This window comes from Burkholderia sp. KJ006 (genome assembly GCF_000262695.1).
GTDB classification, from domain to species: Bacteria; Pseudomonadota; Gammaproteobacteria; order Burkholderiales; family Burkholderiaceae; genus Burkholderia; species Burkholderia vietnamiensis.
The window spans coordinates 527638-545266 of record NC_017921.1 but is presented as its reverse complement, the minus strand read 5'-3'; the positions used below and the strand labels follow the sequence as shown (position 1 = coordinate 545266).

Here is a 17629-nt window from a genome sequence, read left to right as displayed (position 1 = left end):
CCGGCTGCCCGGCAGCCAATCAAAACTCTGCCGATACACATCGGGCCGCCCCAGCCTATTTCGCCCAGCCCGCCGCGATCCATAAATACAAAGCATGCCAAGCATGCGAAGTATGTATTTTCCCTATGCTTCGCACGCACCTACATTGTCGATATTCGATCCCTTTCGAGAGAACAGCGATGAATCCGACAAGGCCTGGCACGACGGCGGCCCACAGCCGACAAAATCTCGCTGACAAGATTCGGCAGTTCACCCCGAACTGGTTCGCGATGACGATGGGCAACGGAATCGTATTCCTCGTCCTTGCCGGATTGCCGTGGCACTTCGCAGGGCAGATGGCGTTGGCCCACACGCTGTGGGTGGCCGACAGCGCGCTCTACATGGTGTTTGCCGGCATGCTGTTGGCACGCTGGATCTTCTATCCGGAAACGATCCGCCCGATGCTGCATCACCCGCTGCAGTCGATGTTCCTCGGCGCCGTGCCGATGGGGCTCGCGCCGATCATCAACGGGCTGGTCATGTTCGCCGGCTCGCATGCGGGCGAAGCGGCGAGCCAACTGGCCTACGGCTTGTGGTGCGTCGATGCGGTACTGGCGCTCGCCGTCGCAGTCGGCGTGCCGTACATGATGTTCACCGCGCAGGACCATGCGTTCGAGCGCATCACGGCCGTGTTGTTGCTGCCGATCGTCGCGCCGGAAGTGGCGGCGTCGAGCGCCGCCGTCCTCGCGCCGCATGTCGACGCATACACCGCGCGCTTCCTGGTGGCCGCCGGGTACGTGCTGTGGGCCGTGTCGGTGCCGCTCGCGTTTTCCGTGCTGACGGTCGTGTTCTTCCGGCTGGTGATCCACAAGCTGCCGCATCGCGATCTCGGTCCGTCGAGCTGGCTGACGCTCGGGCCGATCGGAACGGGCGCGCTGGGCCTGCTCGCTCTCGGGCACGTCGCGCCCGACGCGTTCGCCGGCACGGCATTCGAGGCGACCGCGCTCGTCGCGCGCGAGATCGGCGTGATCGGCGGCTTGCTGCTCTGGGGCGCCGGCCTGTGGTGGCTCGCCACGGCGATGCTGTTCACGCTGCGGTATTCCCGCGACGGGCTGCCGTTCAATCTCGGATGGTGGGGCTTCACGTTCCCGCTCGGCGTCTACACCGTCGTGACGTTCAGTCTCTATCGGACCACGGGCTTTGCCGCGTTCGCCGTGCTCGGGATGGCGCTGGCGGCGCTGCTCGGCGGCCTCTGGTTGATCGTGCTGTCCCGCACGCTGCGCGGCCTCGCCCGCGGCGAACTGTTTCACGCCCCGTGTCTCGTCGTCCGCGCGCAGCCCGCGCTCGGTTGAACCCGTCGTCGAACCGCTGCCGCCGGCGGCACGTGCAACACGCGGCCGGCCGCAGCGCAGCTTTCCATCCGCGTCACCGAACCCAACCTCGAAGGAGATCCAGCATGTCCAAACCTGCCCGCCGTGTCGCCGTGACCGGAGCCGCCGGTCAAATCGCCTACTCATTGCTGTTTCGAATCGCCCGCGGCGATCTGCTCGGCGACGATCAGCCCGTCATCCTTCAGCTCCTGGAATTGCCGCACGCGCTGGACGCGCTGCGCGGCGTGGTGATGGAACTGGAAGACTGCGCCTTCCCGCTGCTGCAGTCGGTCGAAATCAGCGACGATCCGCGCGTCGCGTTCCGCGATGCCGATTACGCGATGCTCGTCGGATCGCGCCCGCGTGGCAAAGGGATGGAACGGCGCGATCTGCTGGCCGCGAACGCCGCCATCTTCCGCTCCCAGGGCGAGGCGCTCAACGAAGTGGCGAACCGGCAGGTGAAGGTGCTCGTCGTCGGCAACCCGGCCAATACCAACGCGTGGGTGGCCCGCCACTACGCGCCCGACCTGCCGGCGGATGCGATTACCGCGATGATCCGTCTCGACCACAATCGCGCCGTGTCGAAGCTGGCCGCCCGATGCGGCGTAACGGTCGATGCCGTCAGCCGCATGGCGGTGTGGGGCAATCATTCGCCGACCATGTTCCCCGACTACCGTCACGCGCTGATCGACCAGCAGCCCGCGCCGATGCGTGTCGGCGACGAGCGCTGGTATCTCGACACGTTCATCCCCGAAGTCGCGCGCCGCGGCACGGCGATCATCGAAGCGCGCGGCGCCTCGTCGGCGGCGTCGGCCGCCAATGCGGCGATCGACCAGATGCGCGACTGGATTCGCGGCAGCGGCGGGCGCTGGGTGTCGATGAGCATCGTGTCCGGCGGCGAGTATGGCATTCCGCGCGGCCTGATGTTCGGGATGCCGACGATCTGCAGCGAAGGCCGCTATCGCGTCGTCCCGGATCTCGAGATCGACGCGCTGGCGCGCACGCGCATCGATGCGTCGGTTGCGGAACTCGTGGACGAGATGCGGGCCGTGCGAGCGATTCTGGCGCTGTAGCGCGATCCGAAGCGCATCGAAGCCGACTACCGCTCGAACGACCCACCTAAAGGAATCCATCGTGCTGAACGCATTGAAAAAGAACATGGCCATGTCATTGGCGTTACTGCTGTTCGCGTGCGGTGCGTCCACCCACGAAACGGCCGATCCGACGATACGGCGCGATGCGCGCGACGGCGTCGTGCGCTTGTACGGCGCAGGCGGCCCCGATACCGCATTCGCGAAAGTCGCGAAGGTCTTCACTGACGAAACGGGCATCAAGGTGGCAGTGACCGGCGGACCGGAGCCCACGTGGAGCCGCAAGGCGCAGGCCGATGCCGACATTCTGTGGGGCACCTCCGAAGAGGATATGGCCGGGCTGCTCGAAACCTACACGGTGTTTCGATGGTGCGACGTGACGCCGATCTATGTCCGCCCGGCCGTCATCGCCGTGAAGAAGGGCAATCCGAAACACATCCGCGGCTTCGACGATCTGCTCGCGGACGGCATGCGCATCGTCGTCACCGAAGGCGCGGGCGTGGCGAATACGTCCGGCACCGGCACGTGGGAGGACATCGCCGGCCGCATGGGACGTCTCGACGACGTCAGGCGGTTCCGGCGGAACATCGTCGGATTCGGCAAGGGCAGCGGGCCGAGCTTCAGGATGTTCGTCGACAAGGACGCGGATGCCTGGATCACCTGGCCGGACTGGCCGATCACGCATCCCGACCAAGCCGATTACGTGAGCTTGTCCGCGAACCGGGCGATCTGGCGAGACGTCAACGTTGCGCTCGCCCCCGATGCCGATCCTCAAGCGAAGCAATTCCTCGATTTCCTGAACAGCGATCGCGGCGCCGCCATCATGAAGACCGAGGGCTGGGTGCGTTGAGCGGATGACGGAGCGCGACGGCGGAACGTGCGTTCCCAGGCGAACGGCCCGCGACACGTATGTCTTGCCGCAGTCGATATGCATGGCGGCCGCGCAGCCACTGCCCGTTTTCAACACACGCGATGACTACCTCACCTCATCTCGGGACGGTTACGTACGCACCATCGCACGCCGGGATACGCCGGTAGCCGACAAGCAGCCCCGGTTCATCCGCGCGTGTGGCTGCGGCGCAGATTTCAGTTTTGTCATCCGCGTGTTCGACTGAGGTCAAGTCGGATCATCACAATGGGAGCACTGAACAACGACCGTATCCGGCGACGTGCCTCGTGATCGCCAAGGATGCGCACCTCACCGCTTATGCAAGGTGTCAGCGATGAACGACCTGATCCACGAACCAACGGCCACGCTACGGCGCGCGGAATCATCCGGCGATGGAGCGAGGAGCGCACCGGCTTCGCGCGCTTGCCGATACGTCCGCACGGCTCGGGCCGCCGGTTCGTGGCGCGACGACGCGCGAGCGATGCCGTTGCCGCGCTCGGCAGGTGTCTCCCGTGACGGGAGATCGGCCGCCGGCGTTCCGGCCGCGAACGCGATGGCGTTCGTTTGCAGCCGCGCCGCATCGTGAATTGAACGTCGATATGACCGGCCTCATCCATCGATGAGGTTCGAGCAACCCTTCGTATAACTGGTGCAACGCGTGTCGTTTCGATACCGTGGATTCACTGCACCGCTCGTGCGTAACGCTCCATGTTCCCGTCAGGTAGCCAGCCATGATTCTTTCGTCGTCGAGTCCTTGCAAGACAGCCGCCGGTTTCGACGTGCTTGCCGGTGCGCGCGCGTCCAGCCCTATTGCTGCGGAGCACGCTTGGCGCGAGCCGGGCGTCGGCCGCGATATCGATATCGCCCTTTCGCGCTGGACACGCAATGGCGCGCAGACGCTCGAAGTGGCGAACGACTGCGGCGAGAACTGGCACTGCATCGGCATCAATCTCAAATGCACGTCGCTGACTTTTTCGCACGCGGGCCGCACGCTCGTCGAAGGCCGGTTGACGGCCGGTACCGCGCAGATAACGGCGCCCGGCGTCGCGTGTTGCGCCGTGTTCGGCGCGCCGAGCGACGTGCTGCACTTGTTCGCCTCCCAGACGGTATTGGCCGAGTGCTACGCCGACCTCTTCGGTCGCCCCCATGCGGGCGACATCGTCATCGACGATCCGCGGCTGATCCGCGATCCGGCGCTCGAGCGGCTCGGTCAGGCGCTTGCCGTGTCGCACACGGAGCACGCGGCATTGGGCAAGGTGTTCGCCGACAGCATCAGCCTCGCGATCGTGTCGCGCGTGGTCCTTCGCCACTTCTCGACCAACCGGAGCGAGGTGCGCGGTGCGGCTGCGTTGCCGTCGTGGCGCATGCGTCGCGTGGTCGAGTTCGTCGAAGCGAACCTCGCGGAGCCGATCGGCCTTGCCGACATGGCCGAGAGTGTCGGGCTGACGCGGATGCACTTTGCCGCCCAGTTTCGTCGAGCCACCGGGTTGCGGCCGCACGAGTATCTGATGCGGCGGCGCATCGAGCGCGCGCAACAGTTGCTGCTCGAATCACGCGACGGGCTGCTCGACGTTGCACTGGGCTGCGGCTTCCGCTCGCAAGCCCATTTCACGACGGTGTTCAAACGCTTCGTCGGAGAGACGCCGTTTTGCTGGAGGGCGAAGACGAATGTCGATCAATGAACGGGTCACGGCCTTCCTGGCCGTCAGCGATGGATTTCTTCGCGGCGCATCGAGCGACGCCCGCGCGATCGCGCAGCACGCTCGCCGCAACGGTTCAACCCATGACGCAATGAGGACGACGATGAACGTCTCGACCGATGTGATCGCGCTGGATCCGTGGCAGCAAACGCTGAGTCTGCTGTCCCAACTGTGCCGTGACGATCTGCGATTGCGCGCGCCGGCGCGCGAGCCGCTGCGCGCGCGCGGGATGGCGCATCGTGCAAACGTGCGAGCGAGCGATGCCGAGCGCCGAGCCGTTTCGGTGAGTTTCGTCGATCGTGTCAGCTCGACCGTGGTTACGATCGCATGGCGCGATTCCACGCACTGCTCGTATGGCGACCAGACCTGGCACGTGACACGCGCCCGCGCCAGCGGAGTGTGTGCGCTCAGCGGCGAACCCGTTCGCATCGGCGACGCCGTCTATCAACCGCGTGCGCGTCCGAAGCCGCTCAATGCCGGGGCGATGATTCTGGAGTCGGTGCTGCACGAAGCCGAAGCCGAAACCGAAACCGATCGCTGACGTCGGCGGCGACGCGGCAAGCACCCAACAAACGCAACACTCGCGTGCCCGCTCGCCGCGCGCAACGCCGTGCGAGCCCCGCGCGGCGCTGAGCACGCAACGCGGCGGCAAGCAGCAGGCTACTCGGCGCCCGCAGCGATCGCGGTGTTCAGCGTGCCGCTCGCCACGAGGTCGAACAATGCCTGGCCGCTGGGGGACAGCGAGCGCCCTTTCGCCCAGACCATGTGCAGCGGCCTGACGATCTTCATGTCGTCGACTTCGATGATGGTCAGCTCGCCGCGTCGCAATTCGTCCGTTACGCTGAGCGTCGAAATGTAGCCGAGCGCGTGCTGGGACAGCAGCATCCGCTTGATCGCCTCCGTATGGCTCACCGACATCAGCGGCTCGATTTCGAGGCCGGCGCGACGATACGATTCTTCGACGATCGCGCGCGTGCCGGACCCCGGCTCGCGCATGATGACGGCGCGTTCCGCCAGATCGCGCGCCCGTACTTTCTTGCCCGCAAGCGGGTGACCAGCCGCTGCGATGACGGCAATTTCGTCGGAGCCGATACGGCGGGCATGGAGAATGGACTCGTCGAACGGTCCTTCGATGAAACCGATCGTGAAGGTCAGGTCGTGCAGGCCCGCTTCCACGCGTTCGGTGTTCGTGACGGTCAGATCGATCGCGACACGGGGATGCAGCGCATTGAACCGCGCAATCGCTTCCGGGACGAAAAACACGCCGAGCGTGCCGCTCGCGCCGATCTTCATGTGGCCCGACCCGAGGCCCGCCAGCTCCGCGAGCTCTTTCTCGGCCGTATCGGCGAGCGTGAAGATGCGGCTCGCATACTCGTAGAGCAGCTTGCCGCCTTCGGTCAGCGCGACGCCGCGCGGCAACCGGTCGAACAGCACGACGCCGATGCGATCCTCGAGTTCGCGGACCTCGCGGGTGACAGCCGGCTGACTGACGTGCAGTCGTTCCGCACCTGCGCTGATACTGCCGGCGCGCGCGACTTCGTAAAAGGCGAGAAGGTGAGTGAAGTTCATAGAGTGCGGGACAGAGGCCGGCTGCCCCGCACGCCACGCATCCGGGCCGGGCTGCCCGGCGGGCGGCCTCGGCTGGACGGTGTACGGCACGTGCGGTCAGCTGCCGAAATAGGAATTGCAGAAGCTCGCCGGGCCGACGCACGACGCGCCTGCGCGCGTAGCCGCGTGAATGCGCTTGCCGCTTGCCGAGGTGCCGTCCGCCGGCGCGCTGCCGAAGCCGCTCGCCGCCTGCTGCTGCGCGGCGACCGTCGCTTCGGCTGCCTGGATGTCCGACGGATACCGAGGATCGTTTCCGGGTGCCGGATTATAGCCAGCGCGTTCGACGCGGACCAGATCGGCGCGGACTTGTGCGCGCGTGAGCGGCGTGTTGCTTTGCGCGAAGCCCGACGCAGGAGCGGCGAGGGTGCCGAGGACGAGCGCGATGCATGCGAGCGTTTTCATGATGAGACTCCTTCGGTTGAGTTGAGTACACCGCAACGATCCCCGCCTCCCCGCGTGGGGCGACGTCGAGACCCGCCGAACGATCGTCGTGCCGCGCGGAGCGGGTCAGTCGCCCGCTCGGGCCGTCCCCGTCACCTTGCCGCGAAAGACCGAGTACTGATAAAGGTTGTAGCCGATCATCACCGGAAAGATGAAGCCGATGCCGATCAGCATGAACACCAGCGTCGCCGTATCGGACGAAGCCGCGAGAATGGCGAGCCTGCCGGGCACGAAGTCGGGATAGACGCTGACCGCGAGCCCCGTGAACGAGACCACGAAGAGCGCCACGGCGGCGCGAAACGGCACGCGCACGCTGCCCAGATAGAGCGACGCGACCAGCCACGCGAACGACAGTGCGGCGCACAGGGCCAGTGCCGCGAGCACCGGGAACACGCCGGGCTCGAGCCACCGCTCGCGTCCCACCGCGCTGCCGGCCCAGGTGGCCGCCGTCAGCACGGCCGCCGCCGCCACGGTGAGCACGGCGCACAGCAACGCGATACGACGAGCCCACTGTTCGAGCGCGCCCACCGTCTTCTTCGCGACGTAGGTGGCGCCGAGCAACGCATAACCCGTCACCACGCCGAGCGCCGCGACGCCGGAAAACGCGACGCCGAACGCGCCGGGCGCGAGCCCCGTGACGATGCGGCCGAGCATGACGCCCTGCGAAATCGCGGCCACCAGGCTGCCCGCGCCGAATACCGTATCCCACGCCGGCCCGTGCCGGTCGCCGTGACGAAATTCGATCGCCGCGCCGCGCATGATGAGTCCGGCGATCATCGTCATCACGGGCACGTAGAGGCTCTGCATCAACAGCGCGTAGGCGGCCGGAAAGGCGCCGAACAGTGCGCCGCCCACCACGACGAGCCAGGTCTCGTTCGCATCCCACACGTGGCCGATCGTCTCGACCATCACGTCGCGTTCGTCGCGCGTACGTTTGAGCAACGTGAGCATGCCGACGCCGAGATCGAAGCCGTCGGTGACGACATAGAAGACGAGCATCAGGCCGATCAGCGCGAACCACGTGAAGGCCAGCATCGAATGAGCGGAAGTGTTCATCGTCGTTTCGCCCGCAGGGGCGCGCAAAGAGGTCGATAAGAGGTCGATAAGAAATCAATAGGTCACGGCGCTCGCCTGCTCGCGGACCGCGACGGCGCCGGGCAGCGGCGCGGCGAGGTCGGGGCCGCGCTTCAACCAGCGCCGCGCGAGCGCGAAGAACGTGACGATCAGCACCACGTAGAACGCGGCGAACATCGCGAGGCTGCCCGCCACCGGGGCGGCCGCCACGGCCGACGCGGCGTCGCTCGTGCGCAGCAGCCCGTAGATCACCCACGGTTGCCGCCCCACCTCGCGCACGATCCAGCCGGCTTCCACGGCGACGTACGGCAGCGGAATGCAGAGCACCCACGCGATGAGGAGCCTGCGCCTCGCGAGCAGCCGGGCCAGGTCGCCGCGCGCCTGATACACCGCGTACGCCGTCCACCCGGCGAGCAGCGCCAGCACGAAGCCGATGCCGGCCATCGCGCGGAACGCGTAGTAGATCAGCGGGATCATCGGCGGCTGGTCGGCGCGCGGGAAGTCGGCGAGGCCTTTCACCTGCCCGTGCAGCGAATGCGTGCCGATGACGCTCAACAGCCCCGGGATTTCGATCGACCAGTCGTTGCGCTGTCGTTGCCGATCGGGCCACGCCAGCAGCGACCACGGCGCGCCGGTGCCGGGTGCGTTGGTGGTCCAGTGGCCCTCGATGGCCGCGCCTTTCGCCGGTTGCGTCGCGAATACGCTGACGCCGCTCGAATCGCCGAGCCAGATCTGCAGCGGTGCCACCACGGCGAGCATGACGAGCGCGAGCTTGAACGAGCGCGCAAAGAACGCGGGTTCGCGGCGGCGAAGCATCTGCCATGCGGAGATGCCGGCGATCACGACCATCCCCGTCTCGATCGCGGCCACCCACATGTGCGACACGCCCCATGCCATGTCCGGATTGAAGATGGCGGCCACGTAGTCCGTCACCACCAGCTTGCCGTCCACCAGCTTCACGCCCGCGGGGGTTTGCATCCACGAATTCGCCACCATGATCCAGAACGCGGAGAGCGTGGACCCCAGCGCGACCATCGACGTGGCGAACAGGTGGACCTTCGGCGACACGCGGTTCCAGCCGAGCATCATCACGCCGACGAACCCCGCTTCGAGCATGAACGCCATCGCGCCTTCGAAGCCGAGGATGTTGCCGAAGAACGACCCGCTGAACTGCGCGAACCCGGCCCAGTTGGTGCCGAACTGGAACTCCATCGGAATGCCGCTCACCACGCCCACGGCGAAGTTCAGCACGAGCAGGCGGCTCCAGAAGCGCGCGTGGCGGTAATACAGCGCGTCGCCGGTGCGAATCCACAGCGCTTCGACCAGCAGCAGAAACGCCGAGAGGCTGATGGTCAGGATCGGCCACAGGATGTGGAAGATCGCGGTCATGGCGAACTGCGCCCGCGACAGGCTGACGACATCACTGAGCATGATCGTGCTCCCCGGCGTTGAGCGCCACGGCGAACGCGGCGGAGTCCGGCCCGACCGCGGCCGCGCGCACCACTTTGACCGGCACCGACTTGTACGACGGCGTGCGGCTTTGCGGATCGAAGGCGTCGAGCGGCACGAGCGGGTTCGCTTCCGGATAGTAGGCGCCGCAGCAGCCGTCGGGCAGCGAGTATTCGACCACCTTGAAGCCGCGCACGATGCGTTCGATGCCGTCGGCCGCGAGCGCCACGATGTCCACTCGCTCGCCGGGATGCAGGTTGCGTCTGCCGAGCTCGCGCGGATTCATGAACACGACGTCGCGCTGCCCGAACACACCGCGATAGCGGTCCGAGTGCGAGTAGAGCGTGGTGTTGTACTGGTCGTGGCTGCGCATGGTCGTGAGCCGCAGCGCATCGGGATCGTCGTGATGAAGGTCTTCATCGAGGCCGCTGAACACGAAGAAATTCGCGCGTCCGCTCGGCGTGGCCCACACGCGCTCGCGCGCCGTGGAAGCCAGATGGAAACCGCCCGGCACGCGAATGCGTTCGTTGTAGGCCTGGAAGATCGGCAACACGGTTTCGATGGCGTCGCGAATGCGGTCGTAGTTCGCGACCAGCTGCTCCCAGGGCACGCGCGACGCATGACCGAGCGTCGCGCGGGCGATGCCGGCGACGATCGCCGGCTCGCTGCGGAGGTGGGCCGAGGCCGGCGCATTGCGCCCGGCGGACGCGTGGACCATCGACATCGAATCCTCGACGGTGATCGATTGCGGCCCGTCGGCCTGCAGGTCGATTTCGGTGCGGCCGAGACACGGCAGGATCAGCGCGTCCTTGCCGTGCACGAGATGGCTGCGGTTGAGCTTGGTCGCCACGTGCACGGTCAGGTCGAGCGTGCGCATCGCGGCCTGCACGCGGACCCAGTCGGGCACGGCCGCCGCGAAGTTGCCGCCCAGCGCGATGAAGACGCGCGCGTAGCCGCGCATCATCGAATCGATGGCGGCCAGCACGTCGTGGCCGTGCGCGGCGGGCGGGCGAAAGCCGAAGGCGCGCTCGATGCCGTCCATCAGCGCGGGCGTGGGCTTTTCGGTGATGCCGACCGTGCGGTTGCCCTGCACGTTCGAGTGGCCGCGAACCGGGCAGATGCCCGCGCCCGGACGGCCGATATTGCCGCGCAACAGCGCCAGATTCGCGATCTGCTGCACGTTCTCCGTGCCGCGCCGATGCTGCGTGAGCCCCATGCCGTAGACCAGAATCACGTTGCGCGCCTGCATGTAGACCTGCGCGGCGTTCGCGATGTCGGCGTGCGAGAGCCCGGCGTGGCGTTCTATCGCGTCCCACGACGTGGCGCGCAGGTCGGCCAGCAACGCGTCGATGCCGACGGTGTGGCCGGCGATGAAGGTGGTGTCGAGGATGCGCGGCGCGCCTGCGGCGAGCGCGGCATCGTCCGCTTCGACGAGCGCTTTCATCATGCCCTTGAGCACGGCCACGTCGCCGCCCACGCGCACCTGATAGAGGAACGTGCTGATGGGCGTGGAGCCGAGCGTCGCCATTTCGAGCGGGTCTTGCGGCGCGGCGAAGCGTTCCAGCGCGCGCTCGCGGAACGGATTGAACGAGACGATCTTCGCGCCGCGCCGCGACGCCGCATGCAGGTCGCTCATCATGCGCGGGCTGTTCGTGCCGGGGTTTTGTCCGAAGATGAAGATGGCGTCCGCGTGCTCGAAGTCTTCGAGCAGCACGGTGCCTTTGCCGACGCCGATCGACTGCGGCAGCCCGACGCTCGTGGCCTCGTGGCACATGTTCGAGCAATCGGGAAAATTGTTCGTGCCGAATTCGCGCACGAACAGCTGATAGAGGAATGCGGCTTCGTTGGAAGCGCGGCCCGACGTGTAGAAGTCTGCCTGGTCGGGATGGTCGAGCGCATTCAGGTGCTTGCCGATCAGCGCGAACGCCGCGTCCCACTCGATGGGCACGTAGCGGTCCGATGCGCGGTCGTAGACCATCGGGTGCGTGAGGCGCCCGGCCATTTCGAGGTCGTAGTCGTCCCAGGTTTCGAGTTCCGCCACGCTGTGCGCGGCGAAGAACGCCGGCGTGCAGCGCTTCGCCGTGGCTTCCCAGGCCACGGCCTTCGCGCCGTTCTCGCAAAACTCGAACGACGACGTGTGCTTCGGGTCGGGCCAGGCGCAGCCGGGGCAGTCGAACCCTTCGGGCTGGTTCATCTGCAGCAGCGTCTTCGCGCCCGACACGGCGATGCCCTGCACCGCGAGCGCTTCGCCGGTTGCCTTGAGCGCACCCCATCCGCCGGCGGGTTCGCTGTAGATGCGTACGACTTTGTTGCGAGCCATGTCAGAGTCCTCGTTTCGGTAGTCTCGATCGTCGTCGCTTCGCGTTCGGCGCGATTGAGCCGTTGCCTTGCGCGTTGCGGATTCGCACGTTGCGGTGCGTGTCGGCGTGCGTTGGCGTGCGTCGTGCGGTGCGGGTTCAGATCCAGTTTTTCGAAGCGCCGGCCGCGGGCCGGTCGGCCGGCGCGGAATGCGACGCGCGATGTGTCGCGCGCGGGGGCAGCGCATCGCTCGAACCGGTCAACTGCGCCGCATGCGCCGCGGCGGCGCGCGCTGCGGGGCGATACGCTGCGCTTTCGGCCGGGGCGGATGCGTCCGGCGCATCGCTTGCGATGCGTTCCAGCGGCAACTGCATGTCGGCGCCGACGGAAAGCACGGCGTCGTCGAACGTCGGCAATCCGGCGACGTGCGTGAGCGCGGCGGCCACGGCCGCCACGGCGGCCAGCGCGACCGCGCGCCAAGGCTTCATGGACCTGATGTCGATCGGCTTCATGTCAACTCTCCGGGCAGAACGGACGCCGATGCGAGCCGGCGTGGGCGAGCGGTGAATGCATGAGCCGATGTTGCCCGTTCGCGTGCGCGAGGGCTTTCGAATTCGCCCGGCGTGCGGTCGATTTGCACGATGGCGGGCGAGGCGAGGGCGCGAAGCCGCACAACCGGCGCGGGTGGCGACCGAGCCGAGCGGAAAAATGCAGGCTTGCGACGAAAAGGCGGCGGCCGGTTCGGTTCGATACCGATGCGGTGCGTGACAGGAGCGGCGGCGAACGCCGCTCGCCGTTTGTGGAGGATCTGGCCGCGCGGCTCTACGGATTCAGGCGGGGCGGCGCGCGCCTGCCGTAGCGTATGGCGGATGCGTTCCGGTACGCGGGCATGCAGCGCGCGATATCAAACCGCGCTGGCCTCGTCGATCTTGCGGATATCGTCGTCGTCGAGCGTCACGCGCATCGCTTCGCCGAGCAGCGCGAGTTGCGCGAGCGAGGTGGCGCTCGCGATCGGCGCGGTGATCGTCGGGCGCGCGATCTGCCATGCGAGCGCGATCGCGGCCGGCTCGGTGCTGTGCTTCGCCGACACCTCGTCGAGCGCCGCGAGGATGCGCAGGCCGCGCGCATCGAGATAACCGGCGACGCGATCGCCGCGCACGCTCTTCTTCAGATCCGCCTCGCTGCGATACTTGCCGGACAGGAAGCCGCTCGCGAGCGCGTAGTAGTTCACGACGCCGAGTTTCAGCTCGCGCACCACCGGCTCGAGATCGCGCTCGTATTCGGCGCGGTCGACGAGGTTGTATTCCGGCTGGATCACCTGATATGCGGGGAGCCTGTGGCGCGTGCTGATGTCGGCGGCTTCGCGCAGCCGCGCGCCGCTGTAGTTCGACGCGCCGATGATGCGCACCTTGCCCGCGTCGATCAGCGTCTGATACGCGCCGAGCGTTTCTTCGAGGGGCGTGTCGGCCAGATCGCGGTGCGAGAAATACAGGTCGATGTAGTCGGTCTGCAGGCGGCGCAGCGAATCGTCGGCGGCCTTCAGGATATTGTCCCGGCTCAGTCCCTCGCGCCCCTTGAGCATGCCGACCTTGGTCGCGATCACGACGCGCTCGCGCTTGCCCGAGCGCTTGAGCCACTTGCCGATGATGGTCTCCGACTCGCCGCCGCGGTTGCCGGGCGCCCAGGCCGAATAGACGTCGGCGGTGTCGATGAAGGTGATGCCGGTGTCGGCGAGTGCATCGAGCAGCGCAAACGATGCGTTCTCGTCGACGGTCCAGCCGAATACGTTGCCGCCGAAGGCGAGCGGGGAAACCTGAATGTCAGACGTGCCGAGGGTGCGTAGTGCCATGCTGTTCTCCGGAATCTGCGGGATGGGCCCGGACCGAATCCGACGCGATGGCGAACGATCGAACTGCCTGCCTCGGTGTCGCGGGGCGCACGAACATTCTCGCTGATCGGCTCGGAACGTGCAGCGCGTGCAGCGCCGTCGACACGGAGAAATGGCGGTGAATGGCGGAGGATCCGTCCACGATGGACGCAATACTTGCTGCTGCGGCAGATACGCCAGCCGCCGCGCCCGGCCGAGGCGATACGAAAACCGGCAAGCCGCCACCCGTGCGCAGCGGCCGATCGCGCACTCGCTATCGCAGTTGCACGGCCGCCAGAAACAGCACCATGCTGCCGATCGCGCCATCCAGCACGCGCCACGCGACGGCCTTGCGGAACCACGGCGCGAGCAGTCGCGCGCCGTATCCGAGCGCCACGAACCAGACGATGCTCACCGACATCGCGCCGATCGCGAAGGCGAGTCGCGCGCCTTCCGGCTCCCGCGCGCCGGCCGTGCCGATCAGCAGGAACGTGTCGAGATAGACGTGCGGGTTGAGCCACGTGAACGCCAGCGTCATCAGCACGATCGACACCGCGCGTTGCGGCGGCGCGACGGCGTCGCCGCGCACGTCGAGCGTGTCGTGCCCCGGCTTGAGCGCACGGCGCAGCGCATTGACGCCGAACCACGCGAGATAGGCGAGGCCCACGTACAGCACCACGTGGACGAAGGTCGGATAGCGCTCGACGAGCACCGACGCGCCGCCGACGCCCGCACCGATCAGGATCATGTCGGACAGCGCGCACAGCAGCACGATCTTGCCGACATGCGAGCGCATGATGCCTTGCCGGAGCACGAACGCGTTCTGTGCGCCGATGGTGACGATGAGCGACCCGCACAGCGCGGCGCCGTGGGAAAAGGCAATCCAGTTCATGATGGGGAATCGAGGCAGTGGACGGGTGAATCGGTTGGCGCTAGTCTGCGGGCAGTGTCCAGATAAGAGAAGCTAATTCACCTAATGCAGATTAAGGAAATCTAATGCTCGACTACGCGTTGCTCGACGCCCTCGCGGCCGTGATTCGGCACGGTTCGTTCGAACGGGCGGCGAAGGAGCTGAACGTCACGCCATCGGCCGTATCGCAGCGCGTGAAGCTGCTGGAGGAGCGCGTCGGCAGCGTGCTGGTCAAGCGCGGCCAGCCGTGCGTCGCGACGACGTCCGGCGCGCTGCTGTGCCGGCACACCGAGCGCGTGCAACTGCTCGAAGCCGAGCTGGGCGGCCGGATGCCGGCGTTGCCGGGCCAGATTGCCGGCGCATGGCCGACGTTGCGCGTGGCCGTCAACGACGACAGCGTCGCGACGTGGTTCATCGATGCGGTCGGGCCGTTCTGCACCGAGCGCGAGACGCTGCTCGATCTGGTGATCGACGACCAGGACTACACGGCCGCACGCATTCGCGACGGCAGCGTGCAGGGTGCGGTGACGGCGCAGGCCGAACCGATCCAGGGATGCAGGTCGATCCGGCTCGGGCGCATCCGTTATCGCGCGGTATGCTCGCCGGCGTTCCACGATCGCTACTTCGGCGCGGGCATCACGCGCGATGCGCTGCGTCGCGCGCCGTGCGTGATGTTCAATCCGAAGGATGGGCTGCAGGCGCGTTTCATCCGGCGCGTGACGCGCGCGGATCTCGATCCGCCGCAACACTGGATACCGCACGTCGCGGGCTATCTGCGCGCATGCGAAACGGGGCTGGGATGGGGTATGTGCCCGGACCGGATGGTCGATCGCCAGCTCGCCGGCGGCGAACTGGTCGACATGTCACGCGGACGGACCGTCGATATCGAGCTGTACTGGCAGAGCTGGCGCCTGTCGATCGGCTGGCTCGACGATTTCAGTGCGGCGCTGAAGGCGCGCGCCGCTCTGTTTCTCGACTGAGCGGCGCGGCAAGGCTGCGGGCGGCGCGCGTGTCGTGCGCCGCCGCGAGATCAGACGTGATGCAGGCCGTCGAAGTCGACGATTTGCACGAGGCGACCGCGCATTTCGATCAGGCCGCGCTTCTGGAATTTCGACAGCGTGCGGCTGACCGTTTCGAGCGTCATGCCGAGGTAGCTGCCGATGTCTTCGCGCGTCATCCGCAGGTTGAACTCCGACGGCGAGTAGCCGCGCTTCAGGTAGCGCGACGACACGTCGAGCAGGAACGCGGCGACGCGCTCCTCGGCGTTCAGCGAACCGAGCAGCATCGTCTGCGTCGTTTCGCGCACGATCTGCTCGCTCATCAGCTTGTGCATGCGCAACTGCACCGAACCCGCTTCCGAGCACAGCGACTTCAGCGCGCTGTACGGAATCACGCAGACGGAGCTGTCTTCCAGCGCGACCGCGGTGCGCGGATGCGTGTCGTCGCAGATGCCGTCGAGGCCGAGCGCTTCGCCGGCCAGATGCAGGCCGGTGACCTGCTCGCGGCCGTCGTGGCGCGTGGCGACGGTTTTCAGCGAACCGGAGCGCACGGCGAACAGGTTGTCGAAGTTGTCGCCCTCGCGGAACAGCGCTTCGCCGCGCTTGACCGGACGGGATGCGCAGATCACCGACTCGAGACGGCTGAGCACTTCGGGCGCCAGGCCCTGCGGCATGCACAGGTGCCGCATCGCGCACGACGAGCAGTGCGGTGCCTGACGGGGAGCCCAGTTGGCCGCAGCAGACGTGGCGGCGGGACGCGTGGCGACGGGCGTCAACATGATCGTTTACTCCGGCATTGAATTGATGAAATCATTGTCCCACCGCAAGCTCGGGCTGTCGGGTGACAAAACGTCGCGATGGCGCGCACCTGCCACGGACGTCGCACGCGGTGGGCGCACATCGTTCAGCTGTGCTGTTCGTCCGCGTGCGCGGCGGCCGGGATCAGCAGCACGGGCAGCGTCGCATGGCGCACGCACTGTTCGGCAATGCTGCCGAGCACCAGCCGGCGGAACCCGCGGCGCCCGTGCGTGCCGAGCACCAGCAAATCGGCGCCGAACGCCTTCGCACCGTCGAGGATCAGCGCCGACACGTCGTTCAGCGACGATGCCTCGTTGATCCGCGTGACGCCCTTCACGCCGGCCGCCTCCATCTGCTTCGAGAACTCCGCCGCGAGCGAGTTGCCCTGGGCGAGCAACTGGTCGCGCAGCACGGACGGATCGTAGCCCGGCACGTTGTAATAGATCGCGGCGTTTTCGACGACGTAGAACGGTTGCAGTTCGGCGCCGTGTTCCTTCGCGAGCGCGAGGGCTGCGTCGAATGCGTGGCGGGACGTGTCGCTGCCGTCGATGGCAACGAGGATGCGCTTGTACATGGTGTCTCCGAGTGGCGGGTTGAACGACGAAAGCCGGCCGGATGGCCGAGCCGACCGTGCACGGCTGCGGGGCAGCGTAAACCAACGGCCGTGATTCTGCAGCGTCGTGCCGGGCGGCGCGCGCCCATGAGTACGCAGCGTTCATTGAATCGCAATAATCTCGCGCGGATATGACGTCGATCAATTCCGGTGCATCGAAACCGGCGCGCGCGGGGTGTCCTTCACGGACGATGCCGATATTGCCGGATGTGTCGGCACGGCGCTGGATGGGCGTGTGTGGCGGGTGCGGCGACAGGCAGCGTTTCGAACGTTCGATTGAAACGCGAGGGGCTTGCCGATGGCGCCGCCGGGCGTGTCGACGTCGTTGAATTCGATGCCGGACGGTGCGGGAAGGGCGCTCGCGCCGACGCTTTCCTCGCGGCGAAGTGTGTCGAATCGAAGCAAATCCCGTTCCGGACACGACGGGAAAACGGTGGGCGGGCGGTCGCCACAGTCGTGCGGCGTGCGCTGATTTGTCCTGATTTATTTCAGCTAGAACCCGCGTTTCCTACAGAGTATGATTCCTTTCCTGCGAAGCGGCGAC

Annotated in this window: 17 protein-coding genes; 6 read left to right on the top strand and 11 right to left on the bottom strand. The window is 66.9% G+C overall.

All coding sequences use genetic code 11. The features are described 5' to 3' along the window. Nucleotides 1-179 precede the first annotated feature (179 nt). The 5 genes from MYA_RS16565 to MYA_RS16540 all read left to right on the top strand — a co-directional run bounded on the left by MYA_RS16565 (nt 180) and on the right by MYA_RS16540 (nt 5570). Complete coding sequence (locus tag MYA_RS16565; protein ID WP_014724238.1) at nt 180-1331, top strand: TDT family transporter; 1152 nt, start codon at nt 180-182, stop codon at nt 1329-1331. A gap of 104 nt (nt 1332-1435) precedes the next feature. Continuing rightward, nucleotides 1436-2422 carry a malate dehydrogenase gene (locus tag MYA_RS16560; protein ID WP_014724237.1) on the top strand — a complete coding sequence of 329 codons (987 nt, stop codon included), beginning with the start codon at nt 1436-1438 and terminating at the stop codon, nt 2420-2422. Between the two features lie 61 nt (nt 2423-2483). Next, a complete protein-coding gene (locus MYA_RS16555) occupies nt 2484-3290 on the top strand; it encodes a substrate-binding domain-containing protein (protein WP_014724236.1) in 807 nt (268 codons plus the stop codon). A 770-nt stretch (nt 3291-4060) separates the two neighbouring features. Beyond that, a complete protein-coding gene (locus MYA_RS16545; protein WP_014724235.1) occupies nt 4061-5011 on the top strand; it encodes a helix-turn-helix domain-containing protein in 951 nt (316 codons plus the stop codon). Next, complete coding sequence (locus MYA_RS16540) at nt 4998-5570, top strand: DUF3331 domain-containing protein (RefSeq protein ID WP_014724234.1); 573 nt, start codon at nt 4998-5000, stop codon at nt 5568-5570. The genes MYA_RS16545 and MYA_RS16540 overlap by 14 nt, the downstream gene beginning before the upstream one ends. Before the next feature lie 119 nt (nt 5571-5689). Here the strand turns inward: MYA_RS16540 and MYA_RS16535 are convergent, their stop codons facing one another. From MYA_RS16535 to MYA_RS16500, 8 genes are all read right to left on the bottom strand, one after another. Then, entirely contained in the window at nt 5690-6598 is a 909-nt protein-coding gene (locus MYA_RS16535; protein WP_014724233.1) for a LysR family transcriptional regulator, read from the bottom strand. A 96-nt stretch (nt 6599-6694) separates the two neighbouring features. Beyond that, on the bottom strand, nt 6695-7039 hold the full coding sequence (locus MYA_RS16530; RefSeq protein WP_011881103.1) for a DUF4148 domain-containing protein: 345 nt from the start codon (nt 7037-7039) through the stop codon (nt 6695-6697). A gap of 105 nt (nt 7040-7144) precedes the next feature. Beyond that, complete coding sequence (locus tag MYA_RS16525) at nt 7145-8134, bottom strand: cytochrome d ubiquinol oxidase subunit II (protein ID WP_034193452.1); 990 nt, start codon at nt 8132-8134, stop codon at nt 7145-7147. A 54-nt stretch (nt 8135-8188) separates the two neighbouring features. Then, on the bottom strand, nt 8189-9583 hold the full coding sequence (locus MYA_RS16520; protein ID WP_011881101.1) for a cytochrome ubiquinol oxidase subunit I: 1395 nt from the start codon (nt 9581-9583) through the stop codon (nt 8189-8191). Continuing rightward, complete coding sequence (locus MYA_RS16515; RefSeq protein ID WP_014724231.1) at nt 9573-11921, bottom strand: FdhF/YdeP family oxidoreductase; 2349 nt, start codon at nt 11919-11921, stop codon at nt 9573-9575. Before MYA_RS16515 ends, MYA_RS16520 begins: the two co-directional genes overlap by 11 nt. 136 nt (nt 11922-12057) lie before the next feature. Further along, nucleotides 12058-12411, bottom strand: coding sequence for a hypothetical protein (locus MYA_RS16510; RefSeq protein ID WP_014724230.1), 354 nt, complete (start codon nt 12409-12411; stop codon nt 12058-12060). 392 nt (nt 12412-12803) lie between these two features. Further along, a complete protein-coding gene (locus MYA_RS16505) occupies nt 12804-13748 on the bottom strand; it encodes an aldo/keto reductase (protein WP_014724229.1) in 945 nt (314 codons plus the stop codon). A gap of 292 nt (nt 13749-14040) precedes the next feature. Further along, nucleotides 14041-14658, bottom strand: coding sequence for a LysE/ArgO family amino acid transporter (locus MYA_RS16500; protein ID WP_014724228.1), 618 nt, complete (start codon nt 14656-14658; stop codon nt 14041-14043). A 104-nt stretch (nt 14659-14762) separates the two neighbouring features. On the opposite strand from MYA_RS16500, the gene MYA_RS16495 reads away from it, so the two are divergent. Continuing rightward, a complete protein-coding gene (locus MYA_RS16495; RefSeq protein WP_014724227.1) occupies nt 14763-15656 on the top strand; it encodes a LysR family transcriptional regulator ArgP in 894 nt (297 codons plus the stop codon). A 50-nt stretch (nt 15657-15706) separates the two neighbouring features. On the opposite strand, the gene fnr is transcribed toward MYA_RS16495, so the two are convergent. The 3 genes from fnr to MYA_RS31245 form a co-directional block, all read right to left on the bottom strand. Then, on the bottom strand, nt 15707-16453 hold the full coding sequence (gene fnr / locus MYA_RS16490) for a fumarate/nitrate reduction transcriptional regulator Fnr (protein ID WP_011881094.1): 747 nt from the start codon (nt 16451-16453) through the stop codon (nt 15707-15709). A 125-nt stretch (nt 16454-16578) separates the two neighbouring features. Next, a complete protein-coding gene (locus MYA_RS16485) occupies nt 16579-17046 on the bottom strand; it encodes a universal stress protein (RefSeq protein WP_011881093.1) in 468 nt (155 codons plus the stop codon). 180 nt (nt 17047-17226) lie between these two features. Then, nucleotides 17227-17490, bottom strand: coding sequence for a hypothetical protein (locus tag MYA_RS31245; RefSeq protein WP_011881092.1), 264 nt, complete (start codon nt 17488-17490; stop codon nt 17227-17229). Between the last annotated feature and the right edge of the window lie 139 nt (nt 17491-17629).

Coding starts and splice junctions, on each gene's coding strand:
- MYA_RS16565 (WP_014724238.1), top strand. CDS start 180: ATGAATCCGACAAGGCCTGGCACGACGGCGGCCCACAGCCGACAAAAT.
- MYA_RS16560 (WP_014724237.1), top strand. CDS start 1,436: ATGTCCAAACCTGCCCGCCGTGTCGCCGTGACCGGAGCCGCCGGTCAA.
- MYA_RS16545 (WP_014724235.1), top strand. CDS start 4,061: ATGATTCTTTCGTCGTCGAGTCCTTGCAAGACAGCCGCCGGTTTCGAC.
- MYA_RS16540 (WP_014724234.1), top strand. CDS start 4,998: ATGTCGATCAATGAACGGGTCACGGCCTTCCTGGCCGTCAGCGATGGA.
- MYA_RS16535 (WP_014724233.1), bottom strand. CDS start 6,598: ATGAACTTCACTCACCTTCTCGCCTTTTACGAAGTCGCGCGCGCCGGC.
- MYA_RS16530 (WP_011881103.1), bottom strand. CDS start 7,039: ATGAAAACGCTCGCATGCATCGCGCTCGTCCTCGGCACCCTCGCCGCT.
- MYA_RS16525 (WP_034193452.1), bottom strand. CDS start 8,134: ATGAACACTTCCGCTCATTCGATGCTGGCCTTCACGTGGTTCGCGCTG.
- MYA_RS16520 (WP_011881101.1), bottom strand. CDS start 9,583: ATGCTCAGTGATGTCGTCAGCCTGTCGCGGGCGCAGTTCGCCATGACC.
- MYA_RS16515 (WP_014724231.1), bottom strand. CDS start 11,921: ATGGCTCGCAACAAAGTCGTACGCATCTACAGCGAACCCGCCGGCGGA.
- MYA_RS16510 (WP_014724230.1), bottom strand. CDS start 12,411: ATGAAGCCGATCGACATCAGGTCCATGAAGCCTTGGCGCGCGGTCGCG.
- MYA_RS16505 (WP_014724229.1), bottom strand. CDS start 13,748: ATGGCACTACGCACCCTCGGCACGTCTGACATTCAGGTTTCCCCGCTC.
- MYA_RS16500 (WP_014724228.1), bottom strand. CDS start 14,658: ATGAACTGGATTGCCTTTTCCCACGGCGCCGCGCTGTGCGGGTCGCTC.
- MYA_RS16495 (WP_014724227.1), top strand. CDS start 14,763: ATGCTCGACTACGCGTTGCTCGACGCCCTCGCGGCCGTGATTCGGCAC.
- fnr (WP_011881094.1), bottom strand. CDS start 16,453: ATGTTGACGCCCGTCGCCACGCGTCCCGCCGCCACGTCTGCTGCGGCC.
- MYA_RS16485 (WP_011881093.1), bottom strand. CDS start 17,046: ATGTACAAGCGCATCCTCGTTGCCATCGACGGCAGCGACACGTCCCGC.